Genomic DNA, 15,637 nt, shown 5'->3' on the forward strand with positions numbered 1-15,637 from the left:
CGGTACCGAGCAGCTGGCCCCCGCCGTCCGACAGAAGGGTGACAAGAGTCCATCCCTAGCTGTCGTGACTAGACATATACGGTTCCGGTCCATACCGATACTATGGTCGAATATTCGGAGGATTACCACGCGAGCGCGACAGCGACCGACGACGGGGACAGCTGGGAGACCGAGTCCCGTGGGGACTTCGAGGTGGGTATCCCACCGGAGTTCGGCGGCGACTTCGACGGCCCTGCGCCGGAGAACTACTACGCCGTCGCGCTGACGAACTGCTTCGTGGCGACGTTCAAAGTGATCGCCGGGAACTCGGACGTCGCCTTCGAGCGCCTCGAGGCCGACGGACGGCTGCAACTCCGGCCGAAGGACGGTACCACAGTCGTGGAATCGTTCCACCTCGACGTCGACCTCTACGTGACCGACCCGGACAAGAAAGCCGAGATACTACTCGAGCGGACGCAGAACCACTGCTTCATCCTCGACTCCGTCGATTTCGACGTCGACGTCACCCCGTCTGTCGTCTCCGCGTGAGTGTCCCGCGGTGTTGAAACGAACTTAGTGCGTTTCAATTCGGTGGTCGGTAGCGGTCCGTCGCAGCCCCGAAGGGTTATATGCTTTCCTCGGAACAACCGAACATGGGTTACATAGTTCGGATGCCACAGTTGGGCATGACCATGGAGGAAGGTGTCGTGGTCGAGTGGCCAGTCGGCGACGACGAGGAGTTCGCGGAGGGAGACGTCATCGCGATCGTCGAATCCGAGAAGACGACCAACGACGTCGAGGCCAGAGAGGACGGCTGTATCCTCGAGCGGTTCGTCGACCTCGACGAAGCGGTCGGCCCCGGCGACCCCATCGCGTACGTCGGTGAGCCGGGCGAGAGCGTCCCCGACGACCTCGAGGTCGAAAGCGACGAGGGCGACGGCAGCGAGGCAGCCGAAGACGAAGGGGCTGAAGAGACAACAGCCGACGACGAGACAGCAGCGTCGGCCACCACGTCGGAGGCGACGACTGCAGCTGCTGGGTCCGTCGAAGACGCAAAAATTTCGCCGCGGGCACGTTCGTACGCACGCGAGAACGATATCGACGAAGCCCGTCTCGCCGGCCTCACGGGGTCCGGACCGGACGGGGCTGTCATCGAGGCAGACGTCGTCGCAGCGGCGGACAGTCTCACCGGCGGCACCGCCGCGTCACAGACGGCGATACCACAACAAGGCGCGCTATCCGGCGACGTCACGTCCGTATCGGGCCGCGACATCTACGAGGAGCGAGGCGGGGCGGGCCTTCGTCGGACCATCGCACAGCGGATGACCGAGTCCGCGAAGAGCCCACAGGTGACGCTGAACCGACGCGTCCCGGTCGATTCACTCCTCGACATCAAAGAGCAACTCGCCGAGGACCGGGACCTGGACCTCTCGGTGACCGACTTCGTCCTCGCGGCGGTCACCGAGGCGCTGGGCGAACATCCCGAACTCAACGGCATCTACGAGGACGGCGTCCACAAACTCGCCAGGAACGTGAACGTCGGCATCGCAATCGACATCGAGGACGGGCTGGTGACGCCGGTCATCAAGGGCGCAGGCCGCCGAACGATGACGGAACTCCGAGAGGAGCGACAGCGCCTCGTCTCGCTCGCTCAGTCGGGCGAGTACACGATGGACGACCTCTCTGACGGGACGTTCACCGTCACGAACCTCGGCCACTTCGGCGTCGAATCCTTCGACCCGATTCTGAACCCGCCACAGGTCGGTATCCTGGGTGTCTGTGACATCAGCTCGCGGTACGACCCGGAGACGGAGGAGACCGTGCGGGAGATCGGCCTCTCGCTGACCTTCGACCACCGAGCGGTCGACGGGGCGGACGGCGCCCGGTTCCTGGATTCGCTGGCCGACGCGCTGGGCCATCCGCTCCGACTGGTCTCCTTCGGTCGACAGCCACAGCCCACCTCCGACGGGCCGTTCCTCGAGACAGATGCGGGCCCCGAGGGCGACCGGACCGCGACGGCGGAGTCGACTGGTGGGATGCAGGCGACCGTCCGTTCGCGACACTTCGAGTGGCGCGCGGACGAGCCCGAGGAGGCTGGCGGTGAGGACACCGCACCCTCGCCGGTCGAGCAGTTCGTCGGGAGCCTCTCCTCGTGTCTGACACTGATGATCGGCCACATGGCCGACCGACGTGGTGTGGACATCGAGGAAGTCAACGTGACCTCTCAGGCGTCTCCGCCGGAGGGACGCATCGAACGAATCGAGACCGATATCGACGTCGTCTCGGCCGAGAGCGCCGAGGACGTCGAGCGGGTCGTCCAGATGGCAGAACGCGCCTGCTACGTCAACCAGGTAATCGACGACGATATCGACAGGGATATCGAGACGACTATCAGATCTCCCTGACTGGCTGAGTACGGACGGTCGCCATTTCCCAGTCGTTTCGGACCGGGAGAGGGGCATACTTATCTGTCCTGACCAGGAATACCGTGCCAGACGACGATGGAGCTTCAGGACATCCCGACAGAGACAGACGTGCTAGTCATCGGAGGCGGCCCGGGCGGATACGTCGCGGCGATTCGGGCAGCCCAGCGTGGACTCGACGTGACGCTAGTCGAACGGGACGCTGTAGGTGGGACGTGTCTCAACTACGGCTGTATCCCGTCGAAGGCATTGATCACCGCGACGGGCATCGCCCGTGACGCGGGCGACGCCGAGACGATGGGTGTCCGGGCGGACCCCGAGATCGACGTCGAACAGATGGTGTCCTGGAAGGACGGTGTCGTCGACCGACTGACCGGCGGGGTCGAGGCACTGTGTGAGACGAACGGTGTGACGGTCGTCGATGGGCTCGCCAACTTCGTCGATACCCACGAAGTCTCGATCAGAGGGCCGGACGGGGACGAAACGAAGCTGACGTTCAGCGACTGTATTATTGCCACGGGGTCGCGGCCGATCGAGATTCCGGGGTTCGACTTCGACGATTTCCCGGTCCTCGGGTCCCGAGACGCGTTATCACTCTCGTCGATCCCCGAGTCGATCGTCATCTGTGGCGCGGGCTACATCGGCCTCGAACTCGCCGGGGTCTTCGCAGACCTCGGTACCGAAGTGACGATCGTCGAGATGCTCGACGAAGCGCTGCCGGGGTATCCGAGTGACCTCACCGACCCAGTGACCGACTCGCTCGAAGAGCGTGGCGTCACCTTCCAGTTCGGCGAGGCCGCGACCGAGTGGTGGCCAACGAAGGACCGCATGCAGGTCGAGACGGAGACGGCCGAGGGCGAGACGTCGCGATACCTGACAGACCGGGTACTCGTCGCGGTCGGCCGCGAGCCGGTCACCGACACCCTCGGACTGGACGCCATCGGTCTGGAGCCCGAAGAGAACGGGTTCCTGGAGACCGACGACCAGTGTCGTACCGAGGCAGACCACATCTATGCGGTCGGTGACGTCGCCGGCGAACCGATGCTCGCACACAAAGCCAGTGCCGAGGGAATCACGGCGGCGGAAGTCATCGCCGGCGAGGACGTGACCTACGACCCGCGGATGGTCCCGGCAGTCGTCTTCACCGACCCGGAGATTGCCACGGCGGGGCTCACGGCCGACGAGGCGGCGGAAGCGGGGTACGAGACGACCGTGGGCAAGTTCCCGCTCCAGTCGTCCGGTCGCGCGTTGACGACGAACCAGGCCGAGGGGTTCGTCGAACTGGTCGCCGACGATGCGTCCGGACAGATACTCGGCGGCCGGATGGTCGGTCCTGAGGCTTCGGAGGTTATCGCGGAGATCGGACTGGCCGTCGAGCAAGGGCTGACGCTTACCGACGTAGCCTCGACAATCCACTCACACCCCACGCTTTCTGAGTCTGTCATGGAGGCCGCCGAGCACGCGCTCGGGCAGGCCGTCCACACCTCGAACCGCTGACCGCGCCGAAGTAGACGCGGTTTGCTCGGCATGTTGGAAACAGTCTAGAACAGCACTCGACGCCAGCAGCGTCAGTCGTCGGCGGATTCGAATCCGATATCGAAGCCAGCGTTCATCAGGCGACGGCGGTACTCGACTGCCTGCTCGTGTTTCAGCCGTCGGAGGAGCAGGTAGAAGATCCCGGTGAGGTGTGCGATGACGGGGATGGCGGACATCAAGATGTACGTCCAGCGGATCTTGGCCCACCGTTCGAACTGCCCGACTACACGCGTGTCGGCGAAGACCAGCGCTGCGAGCGCCACCGAGATGATGGCGAACACGATGCCACCCTCGACACCGAGTTCGATCACGTCGAACAAGGTGGCTGCAGCGAGTATGATGCCGGCGATCTCCGTCACGATGAGCAGCCAGAACCACGGCGTCGGCGAATAATCCTGCTGGTCGAGATGGTCGAGGTACTCGTCGACCGTTCGGTCTCCGATGTCGATTCCGAACCGGCGCTGGAACCGTTCTCGCTCGGCTTCCGGGTCGTAGTCGGCATCGGTGATATCCCCGCCGGCCACCGGGTTCGCATCGGCGTCGGCGATATCTGGGCCACCCGTGGGGTCCGAATCGACGTCGGGCACGGGCTCCGCGTCGTGGACTGGGGTCTCGGCCGCCGCGCCGTCCAGTTCCGCACCACATGCCGGACACGTCTCAGTCTGTGACACGGCAGTCTGACACTCTGGACACCGTCGCATGAGTTGATAGAGGGAAAGATGGGATATAGACCTGTCGCCACAGCGTCGGGCAGACCACCCGAAGACTCAACGTCACCTGGGCGTGTCTCGACAGACTACAGGTGACACCCACATGATGGTATCCGACGACGCGGAGTACACCACCGGGACAGCCATCAGTTCGTCGGTGACCGGACGGTAGTTGATCGATTCTTCCGGCGGTGCTGACTTGGCGCTGGCGGTCTCTGATACACTTCGGATACGACTTCGGTTGGTAGCTCGCTCCTGGCCGTCGATGGGACGAGCCACCTGTGGAGCGAGTCCCGCACGAACGTTGATGTAGCTCCCATCTGTACGTACCAGCATGCCGACGGAACAACTACCACCGGTCGGTCTCGGGACGATGCGCTACGAGACTTCGGACGACTGCGTTCAGAGCGTCCAGACCGCACTCGAGATGGGGTACCGACATATCGACACGGCACAGAAATACGAGAACGAAGCGGAGGTCGGACAGGGCATCGCGGAGTCTGACGTCCCGCGCTCCGACGTCTTCCTGGCGACGAAAGTCGCCGAACCCAATCTCGCACACGATGACGTCCTCGACAGCGTCGAGGAGAGCCTCGACAAACTCGCGGTCGACCAGGTGGACATGCTGTACGTCCACTGGCCAGCCCCGAAGTACGACGCCGAGGAGACGTTGTCGGCGTTCAACGAACTACTCGGCCAGGACGCCATGCGACACGTCGGGCTGGCCAACTTCTCGCCCGACCTGCTCGACGAGGCCCGCGAGATCCTCGATGTTGAGCCACTCGCGGTCCAGGTGGAGATGCATCCGCTCTGCCAGCAGCCCGAACTCCACGAGTACGTCCAGGAACACGACATGTACCTCGTGGCGTACTGTCCGCTGATGCGTGGCGAAATCTTCGACGTCCCGGAGCTGTCGGAGATCGCAGACGACGCGGGCATAAGCCCCTCGGAGCTGTCGCTGGCGTGGCTCTGTAGCAAGGACCACGTGATTCCGATTCCGAAGGCGACCGGCGAAGCGCATCTCCGTGAGAACTTCGCGGCGTCGGAGATCGAGGTCGACCAGGCCACCCTCGAACGGGTCGACGCCATCGACCGCACTCGTCGCGTGGTCGACCCGCCCACGAAGGCACCCTGGAACTGGTAACTAAGAGGGAGCGGTCTGTAGTACCGTCAGGGTCGGAGACAGACGACTACGGGCCGAGACGAGACGAGCAATCGGCGACCCAAATGGGGATCTCGAACACATGACACGCGACACCGACGACAGACAACAAGGCACCGACTTCGAGGACGCGCGACACCGCCTGGACGACAGCGAGGCGTTCGGGGACATGCGAAACACGCCGTACTACGAGGACGCGGTCTATCCGTCGTTCTCCGACGACGAGTATGAGCGACGTTACCGCATCACGCGCGAGAAGATGGCCGACCGCGGCCTCGACGCGTTGGTAGTTCCCGGCGGTCCGTACCACTGGAGCCACGGCGGCGCGATGCTGTGGCTCACCGGCCACTGGAACTGGCACTCGATGGTCGAGTACGTGGTCGTCCCGCTAGAGGGCGACCCGGCGCTCGTCTACTCGTTCGGCGGCACCCACGCCGAGGCCGTCCGGCAGGCAGTCTACCCGGAGGACGTCCGCCCGTCCCAAAGCGGGGCGTTCGGCGACGTAGTCTGTGACATCCTCGCGGACCGCGACTGTGCCGACGGACAGGTCGGCATCGCGAAGGCCGACTGGAAGTTCGACGACTACCCCCCGGTGAACCACGTCGAGACGATTCGCGATACGTTGACCGACGGGTCGGTCGACCTCGTGACGGACTTCTTCCACGAGCTCATGTACCGGAAGAGCGACGAGGAAGTCGAGTACCACCGCAAGGCCGGCGAACTGTGCGTCGACGCGCTGTACGCCATCCGCGACCGGGCCGAACCCGGCGTGACGGAGAAAGAACTCGAAGCCGCCGCCGCATCTGCAGCGCTGGAGGGCGGCGGGCAGATTGACTTCCTCATCATCGGGTCGACCCCGATGGACGACCCGGCACAGGTGTTCGGGAACCCACGACCGTCCCAGCGTGAACTGGCGGCTGGCGACATCATCCTGAACGAACTCGCCATCGGATACGAGGGATACACCGCACAGATCGGCGCGCCCATCTGCGTCGGCGAGCCGACCGACCAGGTCAGGGAGATGTTCGACGAGATTACGCTGCCGGGATACAAGCGGATGGCCGCCGAGCTCGAACCCGGGAACGACCTCGAAGCCATCAAAGAGGCCGGGGAGTTCTTCCGGGACAACGGTTACCAGTCCCGGCCGACCCACCTCCACGGCATCGACCTCGTGAGCAACTCCCCGCACGTCGGGCCCGACCACATCCGCGCCTACGACTACGAGCAATCGCTCCAGCCCGGTGCGGTGGTGATGCTGGAACCGAACCCGATCACCGACGACGGGCTCCTCGGCCAGTTCTACGGGCACACGTACGTCATCACGGACGACGGAGCGGAGCGCCTGACGGACTGCCCGCACGAACTACTGGTCGCCGAGTGGTAGGTCCAGCGTTGGTGGGCGACACCAGTCAGGCGACGGCCACGGTGGTCGTCGGATGGGGCTTCGGCCCCGACAATCCGGCCACCGTCCCCGAATCAGTGGACTGCGACCATAGGTAGCTTTTTGCGCCCCGGTGCTGAGAGTTGCTGACAGGAGTCATAGAGGAAACTGACATGACCGAAGACACCAACTCAGCGTTCGAGCGGACGAACGATTTCGAAGCGATGACCCGGTACGAGATCGAGGACCACCTCGAGGAGAACGGACTGGTTATCATCCCCACCGGAAGCGTCGAACAGCACGGCGGGCACCTCCCGGTCGGAACGGACGCCTACGCGGTCCGAGAGATCGCGGAACGCGTCGCGACCCAGCTGGACGGCCTCCTCGTTCCGTTCGGTTCGCTGGGCGTCACCCCGTTCCATGCCGATATGGCGGGGGCGATCCATCTCAAGTCCGAGACGTTCATGGCGCTGTTCCGTGACGTCTGTGAGAGTCTCATCCAGCACGGCGCCGACAAGGTGGTCGTCGTGAACTGGCACGAGGGGAACACGTCGTCCATCGAGACCGCCGCTGGCCGGCTCCAGGAGGAGTTCCCGGACGTCCGATTCGTCATCTCACAGGCCTCCTATGCCGCACAGGAGCTGTACGAGGACTACCACGACCTGACTCACGGCGGCCCGCTGGAAGTGCTACCAGTACTCGCACGGCGGCCCGACACCGTCCACTTGGAACGGGCGACCGATGCCGCGGATGAAGAGCACGCCTCACAGATGGACGACCTCCGCCGCAACCGACGCGCCTATCCCATCATCCCGGACGTCCGCATCATGTACGAGTCCGGCTGGTACGGCGACCTGGAGGGTGCCGACGACGCGGAACTGGCCGCAGAGTTCGTCGAGCGGGTGGCAGCCGCGTGTGCCGACGATATCTCAGAGGCGCTGGGGATTCTCGAAGACGTCGATTACCGTGTCGGCGGCGACGCGTCCTCGGCTTCGGAAGTGGAATAGCAGAAAAGAATCTGGGTGTTACAGCGACGGCCGGTCGTCCGTCGTGTCGATGCGGATGGCCTTCACCGTCGAGAACTCCCGCATCGTCTCGGTGAAGTCCTTCTTCCGGCCGACGCCGGAGCGCTTGTACCCGCCGAAGGGGAGCCCGAGCCCGCCGCCGCCCGTGGCGTTGACGGCCACCTGACCGGCTTCGACGTGACTCGCAACGCGGTGGGCCTTGCTCACGTCGTCCGTCCAGATGGTCGCCGTAAGGCCGTAGTCGACGGCGTTGGCGATCTCGATTGCCTCCGCTTCGTCGCTGAATGGGATGATGCCGGCCACCGGACCGAACACTTCCTCGCACGCGAACCGCGAGTCCTGGACGACGTCGTCGAGGAGCGTCGGTGCGACCCAGTTCCCACCGTCGAGGGCAGCATCGGACGGTGGCTCGGCCTGTGCGAGGATGGTTGCGCCCTCACCCTGCGCAATGTCGAGGTACTGTTCGAACTTCTCGACCTGGGCCTCGTTGGCCATCGGACCGATCTGTGTGGCCTCGTCGAAGCCGTCACCGACGACCAGCGCTTCGAGCGCGTCAGCCAGCTTCGACGTGACCTCTTCGTAGACGCTCTCCTGAACGAGAATCCGTTCGGCGTCCGAGCAGGCCTGTCCACTGTTGTAGAACGTGCTGGCGATGACACCGCCGATGGTCTTGTCCATGTCGGCGTCCTCGAAGACGATGGCCGGGTTCTTCCCGCCAAGCTCCATCATCGTCGGCGTGATGTTCTCGGCCGCGGCAGCGAGCACCTTCTCGCCGTTCTTGTCGCTCCCGGTGAACGTCAGCATGTCGACGTCCTCGTGACTGGTGAGCCGGATGCCCGGGTCGATGCCGCCACTGACGACGTTGAGTGCGCCATCGGGAAGGCTGTCGGCGGCCAGTTCGGCGATGCGAAGCGACGACAGCGGCGTGTCCGGGGCGGGCTTGAGGACGACCGTGTTGCCCGCTGCCAGCGCCGGTGCGACGAAGTCCGCCGTGTGCATCGGCGGCCAGTTCCACGGGACGATGACGCCGACGACACCGTAGGGTTCGAACACCTTCTGGCGGACCTGCTCGGGGCTGTGCTCGACGGTGTCGCTGAAGAACTTGTCTGCCCCGCCGGCGTAGTACCGGAACGTCTTGGCCGCAGCCACGACGTCGTTGACAGACTGATCGAGTGGCTTCCCGTTCTCACGTGTCTCGAGCGCGACGAGCTCGTCGTGATGGTCCTCGATGGTGTCTGCAATCTCGTAGAGCGCGGACGCGCGGTCTGCGGGGTCCGTCCACTTCCACTCGTCACTTGCGGCGTTCGCAGCGTCGACAGCGTCGTCGACGTCCGCTTCGGTTCCATCGGGTGCTGTGGCGAAGACCTCGCCAGTCGCCGGGTCAGCTACCTGCAGGCGTTCCCCGTCGTCGGCGTCTCGAAACGCGCCGTCAACGAGCAGCTGCCAATCTCTGTCGAAGTCGTAGTCGTCCCTCATGGTATGACAACTGAGTGATTCAGAGTTAAATGTGATGGTAGATGATGGGTGACCCATCACACAGCCCACCGTAGTTCACTTCGCGCACGAGGGTGGCATCTGCTCAGTCTCCAAACCTTAACCAACAACACCTACCAGCGTCACGTTTTGTTGGTTAACCTCGAAGTATCGTTTCGGTACTCGAACGCTGGGCAGGGTGCGAGAAATGGAAATGTTCTTGCGTCTGACTGAACCAACATTGTATAGGTCATCACGGTGGTGGAACACAAAGCGATCCGCCTGCAGTCATCGATTGCGGATGGGACTGCCCGGTACGTCCCGGACAGTCGGTGCCGGCAGTTCCCGAGGGCCGTCGGAGGGCCCTGAGATGAAAGACTCGGTGCGGTCTGCGGTAGTTGCAATCTTGGCGACCGTCGCTGTCGCGCTCGCTGCAGCGACACTCGATACGACAACCTCGTTCGAGACGGCTGGTTCGAGCGGTATCGCTGGCGGTGATGGGGGCGGTGGCAATCCCGGAGGATTGATACCGCCGCCGACGAACCTGACCGCCGGTGGGTCGTTCCAGATCCCGTTTCTCACGGAGCTATCTACCGCACTCGCCGTCCTCGCGATTATCATAAGTATCGCCTACATCCTGTTGTTCTGGCGCCAAGCCATCGGATTCGTCGCCGTCAGCGTGCTCCTGGTCGGGCTGGTCATCATCGTGCTCAATTTCCTGACGACGTCGTCACTCGCACCCAGTCTGCCCGCACTGGACCCGGGCAGTGGATTCTGGGGTGGTGGGTCGGGTGGTGGGACGGAGTCAACGAGCCCGCAGCCCCCACTGCTCCTGGCGCTTCTGGCCCTCGGGCTCGTCATCGGGAGCGTCGCCGTCATCCTCGCTCGGAGAGGTATCGAGCCGGCCGAGACCGACAGCGGGGCGGAGGTGGTCGAAGCAAGTGACCGAGACGCCGCCGCCGTGGGACGAGCAGCGGGGCGGGCTGCCGACCGCATCGAAGCGGAAACAGACACCAAGAACGAGGTGTATCGCGCATGGCAGGAGATGACCGACCTGCTCGACGTCGCCGCCCCCGAGACCAGCACTCCAGGGGAATTTGCCGAGGCAGCAGTCGATGCAGGACTGGGTCGCGAGGACGTCGACGCGCTGACTCGACTGTTCGAAGACGTCCGATACGGCGACCTGGAGCCGTCCACGGACCGGGAACGGAGCGCCGTCGCCATCTTCAGACGGATCGAAGCGAGATACGCTGAAGCGAAGGAGACAGACGACGCATGAACTACCGCGACACAGCATTCGTCGCCGGTGTCGTCTCGCTCGTTCTCGCGGGTATCGCCATCGTCTCGCCGGGAACGATTCCGGCCAGCCCCGACAGAATCGTCATCTCTGCACTCGGCGTGCTACCGCTTCTACAGGCGCTGCGAGTCATTCGGGCCAGCGCGCTGACCCGGCTGGACGAAGCGGAATTTCCGACCCCAGAACTGCCCGTCGCGACACAAGCGCCCGGCGAGGAGTTCGAGTCCGCGCTGAACCAGTTTTTGGGCTTGAAGAACTTCTACGCAGTCCGGAGCCGTATTCGGGAAGGACTCTCCATGGCCGCAATCGCCGCCTTGACGCAGTACAGTGGCTATTCGGAAGCAGAAGCCAGAGAGCAGCTGAACGCAAAGTCGTGGACAGACGACGTCTACGCTGGCGCGTTTCTTGCCGACGAAGATACCCCGAAACAGTCGATAAGCGCCCGACTTCGAAACGTGGCCCGGGGGGAGATCACCTTACAGCGAAACATCAGACACACAGTGGACGCGATAGCCGCCGTCACTGGGGTCACGTCCAGTCCTGACGCCAGCACAGGGACCGACCAGCGCAGTGTCGACGAGTCAGAATCCTCCCCGGAATCTTCGTCTACCGGTTTTTCAGCATCGAAGCCCACCGGTGACGGCGACGGTGTCGTCACGCGTGACATTCATCCGACCGGTCACTGGCAGGGAGTGAGTGTCATCGCTCTCGTCGGAATCGGAGCGGGCATGCTGGTCGAACAACCGGCTGTCCTACTCGCCGGCGTCGTGGGAATCGCCTATGCCGCATTCGCTCGTTCCGGCGCTCTGGAGCCGGGTCGCGTGACGGTCGAGCGGACGCTCAGCGACCACCGACCAGATCCCGGAGACACAGTCGCCGTGTCGGTGACCGTTTCGAACGAGAGCGGCGGAACCTTGGCCGACCTCCGCATCGTCGACGGTGTGCCGGAGGCACTGGAAGTCACCGACGGCTCACCGCGGTTCGGGACGGCACTCAGCCCGGAATCCAGCGCGACGTTCGAGTACGAAGTTACGGCCAGACGAGGGGTCCACGATTTCGGAGACACGGTTGTCGCGGGCCGGGACCTCGCAGCCGAGTTGGAACAGGAGCAGGCACATCACTTCGAGTCCACGATAACGTGTATCCCTGCGCTGAGACCGTTGAACGTTCGGGTGCCGCTTCGCGACCGCGCGACGCAGTACGTCGGCCAGGTGGAAACAGCGGGTGGCGGCCCAGGCGTCGAGTTCCACTCGACACGCGACTACCGTTCCGGCGACCCGTTGAGCCGTATCGACTGGAACCGTCGCGCCCGGACGGGCGAACTGACCACCATCGATTTTCGCGAGGAGCGCTCGACGAGTGTCCTCCTTCTAGTCGACGTGCGGGAAGCAGCGTACCGCTCTGCAGCCCCTCACACAGCCCATGCCGTCGACCGCGCGGTCGACGCCGCCGGGCAGGTCTTCGCGACGCTCGTCGATACGGGCAACCGAGTCGGTATTGCTGCATATGGCTCCGATTCGTGCTGGCTCTCTCCGAGCTCTGGCGCCGGCCACACTGCCGCCGCCCGCGAGATGCTCGCGACTCACGATGCCTTCTCGCCGGTTCCCAAGGAATCTCGACCGAGTTCAGTGCCGTGGGAGAACCGCCTCCGCAAGCGACTCTCCGCCGGGACGCAGGTCATGTTCTTCTCGCCGCTCTGTGACGAACACAGCGCTGGGTTGGCTCGACGACTGGACGAATACGGGTATCCCGTCTCTATCGTCACCCCGGATCCGACTGCCGACCGCACGCCGGGCCACCGGCTCGCTCGCATCGCACGGGCCCTCCGTCTCTCGCGGCTCCGGGGTGCGGGGATTCCAGTCATCGACTGGGAAACCGACACGCATCTCGAAGGTGCGCTCGCTCGCTTCATCGGGCGGTGGTCGAAATGACGAGAGTCGACCGGGGACCGGCCCCGCTCAGTCGCTCCGTATCGTTGGGTGTCGCAGTCGTCGCCTGGGCAACGAGTGGCCTGTACTCCTGGGCCGCACTCGCCGTCGGAACAGCCGGGCTCCTCCTCCTCGTGATTGCACTCCTGCGCGGACTGCGTGCCGCCGTCCCGCTTGGCACGTTCGGACTGTTCATCGGTGCGATTGCCGCCGGCATCCAGGGAGCCCCGGTCCTCCCGGTGCTCCTTGGCGTTACGTGTGCGGTGCTCGCCGGGGATATCGGGAACAGTTCGATCAGCATCGGGAACCAGCTCGGCCGAGCAGCCGATACGACCCGTCTCGAAACTGTCCGCGTCGCTACGAGCATTACCGTCGGAGTCCTCACCGCGGGTGTCGGGTACGGACTCTATCGCTCTGGAACAAGCGGCCAACCGGTCGTCGCTCTCGGGTTCCTGCTGGTCGCAGCGTTCCTGTTGGTCGAGACGCTCCGTTAATCCACGGTCGGGACCGGCGTATCGTCAAGCACGTCCTCGATTACAGCACTCTTCTCGACTCCCTCGACGCGAGCGTCTGGTGTCAACACTAGTCGATGGGCGAGCACCGGAACCGCGATCGATTTCACTGCGTCCGGGGTCACGTACTCACGTCCCGAGATGACCGCACGGGCCCGAGCGGTCTCGTACAGGCGTTGCGTTCCGCGTGGCGAGACGCCGATGGACACTCTCGGGTCGTTTCGCGTCGCGCGGCAGATATCCAGGATGTACGAATGGATGTCCTGGTCGACGCGAACTGTCTCCGGAACGTGCTGGAGCTCTCGCACCTCGTCGACCGAGAGGACCGATTCGACGGATGGGCTCCGGTCCTCCCGATTCTCCCGTCGACGGAGGAGTTCGGCCTCGCCCTCGTAACTTGGATAGCCCATCTTCGCTTTGACCGCGAACCGATCGATTTGCGCCTCGGGGAGCGAAAATGTCCCCTCTTGCTCGACCGGATTCTGCGTCGCGATGACGAAGAACGGATCCGGTAACTCGTGGGTCTCCCCGTCGACAGTTACCTGCTGCTCTTCCATCGCCTCCAGAAGTGCGCTCTGGGTTTTCGGGGGCGCCCGGTTGATCTCGTCGGCCAACACTACGTGTGCAAAGATCGGCCCCTCGTTGAACTCGAAGGTTCGATCACGCTCATCGAAGACGTGCGTTCCGGTGACGTCCGACGGAAGCAGGTCGGGCGTAAATTGGATCCGCGAGAACGACAGCCCAAGTGCCGTCGCGAGGCTCCGAGCGGTCAACGTCTTGCCCGTTCCGGGGACGTCCTCAAGCAAGACGTGTCCTTGGGCGAGGACACCGAGCAGAACGGTCTCGAGAAACGTTCGGTCGGCGATGACCGCTTGTTCGACCGCTGTTAGTACGGCGTCGGATTCTGAATGAGCGTCGGCGATGTCCATTATGCTGAATTCACGCTGCAGGGTACGCGTTTGTTGACGACGAGTACGCTGTCACGTGTGGGTTATGGAAGCATGTATTCACTGTTTTCGGTACAATCTGACCGAGTCATTCATCGTGGCTAGATCGGTGCGCGATGAGGACGGGGCTGTCTCGAAAATCGCCATCCCAGCGTAGTTATGTCGCAGCGACATAGACTGACCGATGAGTGAGTTAGCCTACGAAAACGCCGGCTACCGGCGATTATTCGGTGGGGATGGACTCTCGTTCGGTATCGGATTTCCGCTCACTGGCGAACGAGAGTCCACGCCGGTCGTCGAAGACGAACTCCGACTCGCGAAACACGCTGAATCGGTCGGATTCGATGGGATCTGGGCGCGAGACGTCCCGACGTATTGGCCACGGTTCGGTGACGCTGGTGGGGCATTCGACCCGTGGCCTCTGTTATCGTATCTCGCTGCGCACACGGAGGGCATTGCATTGGGCACAGCGAGCGTCGTGTTGCCGTTACGGCACCCGATTCACGTCGCGAAGACTGCGGCGACGGTTGACCGCTTGTCCGATGGACGGCTCGTCCTCGGTATCGCATCCGGTGACCGTGACCCGGAGTATCCGGCCTTCGGCGTCGACCCGGACGGCCGTGGTCAGGCAGTCCGTGATAGTGTAGAGGTGCTTCGCACGCTCTGGCGCGAGGAATATCCGGTAATCGATGGCCCCTGGGGACGACTCGACGGGGAACTCGACGTGCTCCCGAAACCGACGACAGACACGCTGCCACTCATCCCGACAGGCTACGCCCGCCAGTCACTCGAGTGGATCGCTGAACACGGTGACGGCTGGCTGTTCTACCATCTTCCCGACGGGACACTCCAGAGTTATCTCGAGGAGTGGCGCGAGCTCACGACCGACAAACCGTTCGTAATCGCCGTTCGTGTCGGGTTCGCGGACGATGTTGGTGCGGAACCCGAGCCGCTTCACCTCGGCTATCGGGCAGGCATCGATTGGTTCCGTCGGTACTTTCGCCGTCTCGAGGAGTACGGCCTCGATCACGTCATCGTGAGTCTGGTCACCGACGAGCCAGAGAGCGCAATGACGACGTTCGCTGATTCGATTATAGCCGAACACTAACGCACGACCTAGCAATACCCACAATCCTCACATCACCGCACTCAATCGTGTCTCACGTCACCGCACTCAATCGTGTTATTCACCTCCCACTGACAAGGTCTGGAACGAAGCGAACCGCATTGTTTGATTCCACCAGTATATTACACTCCACCCAAT

General features: G+C 63.6%; 13 protein-coding genes. 10 read left to right on the top strand and 3 right to left on the bottom strand.

Annotation, left to right across the window (positions count from 1 at the left end; genetic code table 11):
• The first annotated feature begins 102 nt into the window (after nt 1-102).
• The 3 genes from P1L41_RS17545 (at nt 103) to lpdA (ending at nt 3,899) form a co-directional block, all read left to right on the top strand.
• The gene (locus P1L41_RS17545; RefSeq protein WP_276298744.1) at nt 103-528 is read left to right on the top strand and encodes an OsmC family protein; all 426 of its coding nucleotides are present in this window, start codon (nt 103-105) and stop codon (nt 526-528) included.
• 104 nt (nt 529-632) lie between these two features.
• The gene (locus tag P1L41_RS17550; RefSeq protein ID WP_276298745.1) at nt 633-2,384 is read left to right on the top strand and encodes a 2-oxo acid dehydrogenase subunit E2; all 1,752 of its coding nucleotides are present in this window, start codon (nt 633-635) and stop codon (nt 2,382-2,384) included.
• A 96-nt stretch (nt 2,385-2,480) separates the two neighbouring features.
• Complete coding sequence (gene lpdA / locus P1L41_RS17555) at nt 2,481-3,899, top strand: dihydrolipoyl dehydrogenase (RefSeq protein ID WP_276298746.1); 1,419 nt, start codon at nt 2,481-2,483, stop codon at nt 3,897-3,899.
• 71 nt (nt 3,900-3,970) lie between these two features.
• Here the strand turns inward: lpdA and P1L41_RS17560 are convergent, their stop codons facing one another.
• A complete protein-coding gene (locus P1L41_RS17560; protein ID WP_276298747.1) occupies nt 3,971-4,639 on the bottom strand; it encodes a hypothetical protein in 669 nt (222 codons plus the stop codon).
• Nucleotides 4,640-4,982: 343 nt separating this feature from the next.
• Here P1L41_RS17560 and P1L41_RS17565 point away from each other — a divergent pair, with 343 nt between their 5' ends.
• The 3 genes from P1L41_RS17565 to P1L41_RS17575 all read left to right on the top strand — a co-directional run bounded on the left by P1L41_RS17565 (nt 4,983) and on the right by P1L41_RS17575 (nt 8,198).
• On the top strand, nt 4,983-5,792 hold the full coding sequence (locus P1L41_RS17565) for an aldo/keto reductase (RefSeq protein WP_276298748.1): 810 nt from the start codon (nt 4,983-4,985) through the stop codon (nt 5,790-5,792).
• Between the two features lie 100 nt (nt 5,793-5,892).
• Nucleotides 5,893-7,194 (top strand): M24 family metallopeptidase, encoded by a 1,302-nt coding sequence (locus P1L41_RS17570; protein ID WP_276298749.1) that lies wholly within the window; start codon nt 5,893-5,895, stop codon nt 7,192-7,194.
• A 170-nt stretch (nt 7,195-7,364) separates the two neighbouring features.
• Complete coding sequence (locus P1L41_RS17575; protein WP_276298750.1) at nt 7,365-8,198, top strand: creatininase family protein; 834 nt, start codon at nt 7,365-7,367, stop codon at nt 8,196-8,198.
• Between the two features lie 18 nt (nt 8,199-8,216).
• Here the strand turns inward: P1L41_RS17575 and P1L41_RS17580 are convergent, their stop codons facing one another.
• Nucleotides 8,217-9,692: an aldehyde dehydrogenase family protein gene (locus P1L41_RS17580; RefSeq protein WP_276298751.1), complete on the bottom strand. Its 1,476-nt coding sequence runs from the start codon at nt 9,690-9,692 to the stop codon at nt 8,217-8,219.
• 367 nt (nt 9,693-10,059) lie between these two features.
• Between P1L41_RS17580 and P1L41_RS17585 the strand changes: the two genes are divergently transcribed.
• From P1L41_RS17585 to P1L41_RS17595, 3 genes are read left to right on the top strand one after another with little or no spacing between them, the layout of a single operon-like run.
• Nucleotides 10,060-10,968 carry a DUF4129 domain-containing protein gene (locus tag P1L41_RS17585; RefSeq protein ID WP_276298752.1) on the top strand — a complete coding sequence of 303 codons (909 nt, stop codon included), beginning with the start codon at nt 10,060-10,062 and terminating at the stop codon, nt 10,966-10,968.
• Nucleotides 10,965-12,917, top strand: a complete 1,953-nt coding sequence (locus P1L41_RS17590) for a DUF58 domain-containing protein (protein WP_276298753.1) — start codon at nt 10,965-10,967, stop codon at nt 12,915-12,917. Before P1L41_RS17585 ends, P1L41_RS17590 begins: the two co-directional genes overlap by 4 nt.
• Nucleotides 12,914-13,408 carry a DUF7519 family protein gene (locus P1L41_RS17595; RefSeq protein ID WP_276298754.1) on the top strand — a complete coding sequence of 165 codons (495 nt, stop codon included), beginning with the start codon at nt 12,914-12,916 and terminating at the stop codon, nt 13,406-13,408. The genes P1L41_RS17590 and P1L41_RS17595 overlap by 4 nt, the downstream gene beginning before the upstream one ends.
• On the opposite strand, the gene P1L41_RS17600 is transcribed toward P1L41_RS17595, so the two are convergent.
• On the bottom strand, nt 13,405-14,355 hold the full coding sequence (locus tag P1L41_RS17600) for an AAA family ATPase (RefSeq protein WP_276298755.1): 951 nt from the start codon (nt 14,353-14,355) through the stop codon (nt 13,405-13,407). The two genes, P1L41_RS17595 and P1L41_RS17600, sit on opposite strands and share 4 nt — an antisense overlap.
• A 202-nt stretch (nt 14,356-14,557) precedes the next feature.
• Between P1L41_RS17600 and P1L41_RS17605 the strand changes: the two genes are divergently transcribed.
• Nucleotides 14,558-15,481, top strand: coding sequence for an LLM class oxidoreductase (locus tag P1L41_RS17605; protein ID WP_276298756.1), 924 nt, complete (start codon nt 14,558-14,560; stop codon nt 15,479-15,481).
• Nucleotides 15,482-15,637 lie beyond the last annotated feature (156 nt).

This window comes from Haloarcula ordinaria (assembly GCF_029338275.1).
GTDB classification, from domain to species: domain Archaea; phylum Halobacteriota; class Halobacteria; order Halobacteriales; family Haloarculaceae; genus Haloarcula; species Haloarcula ordinaria.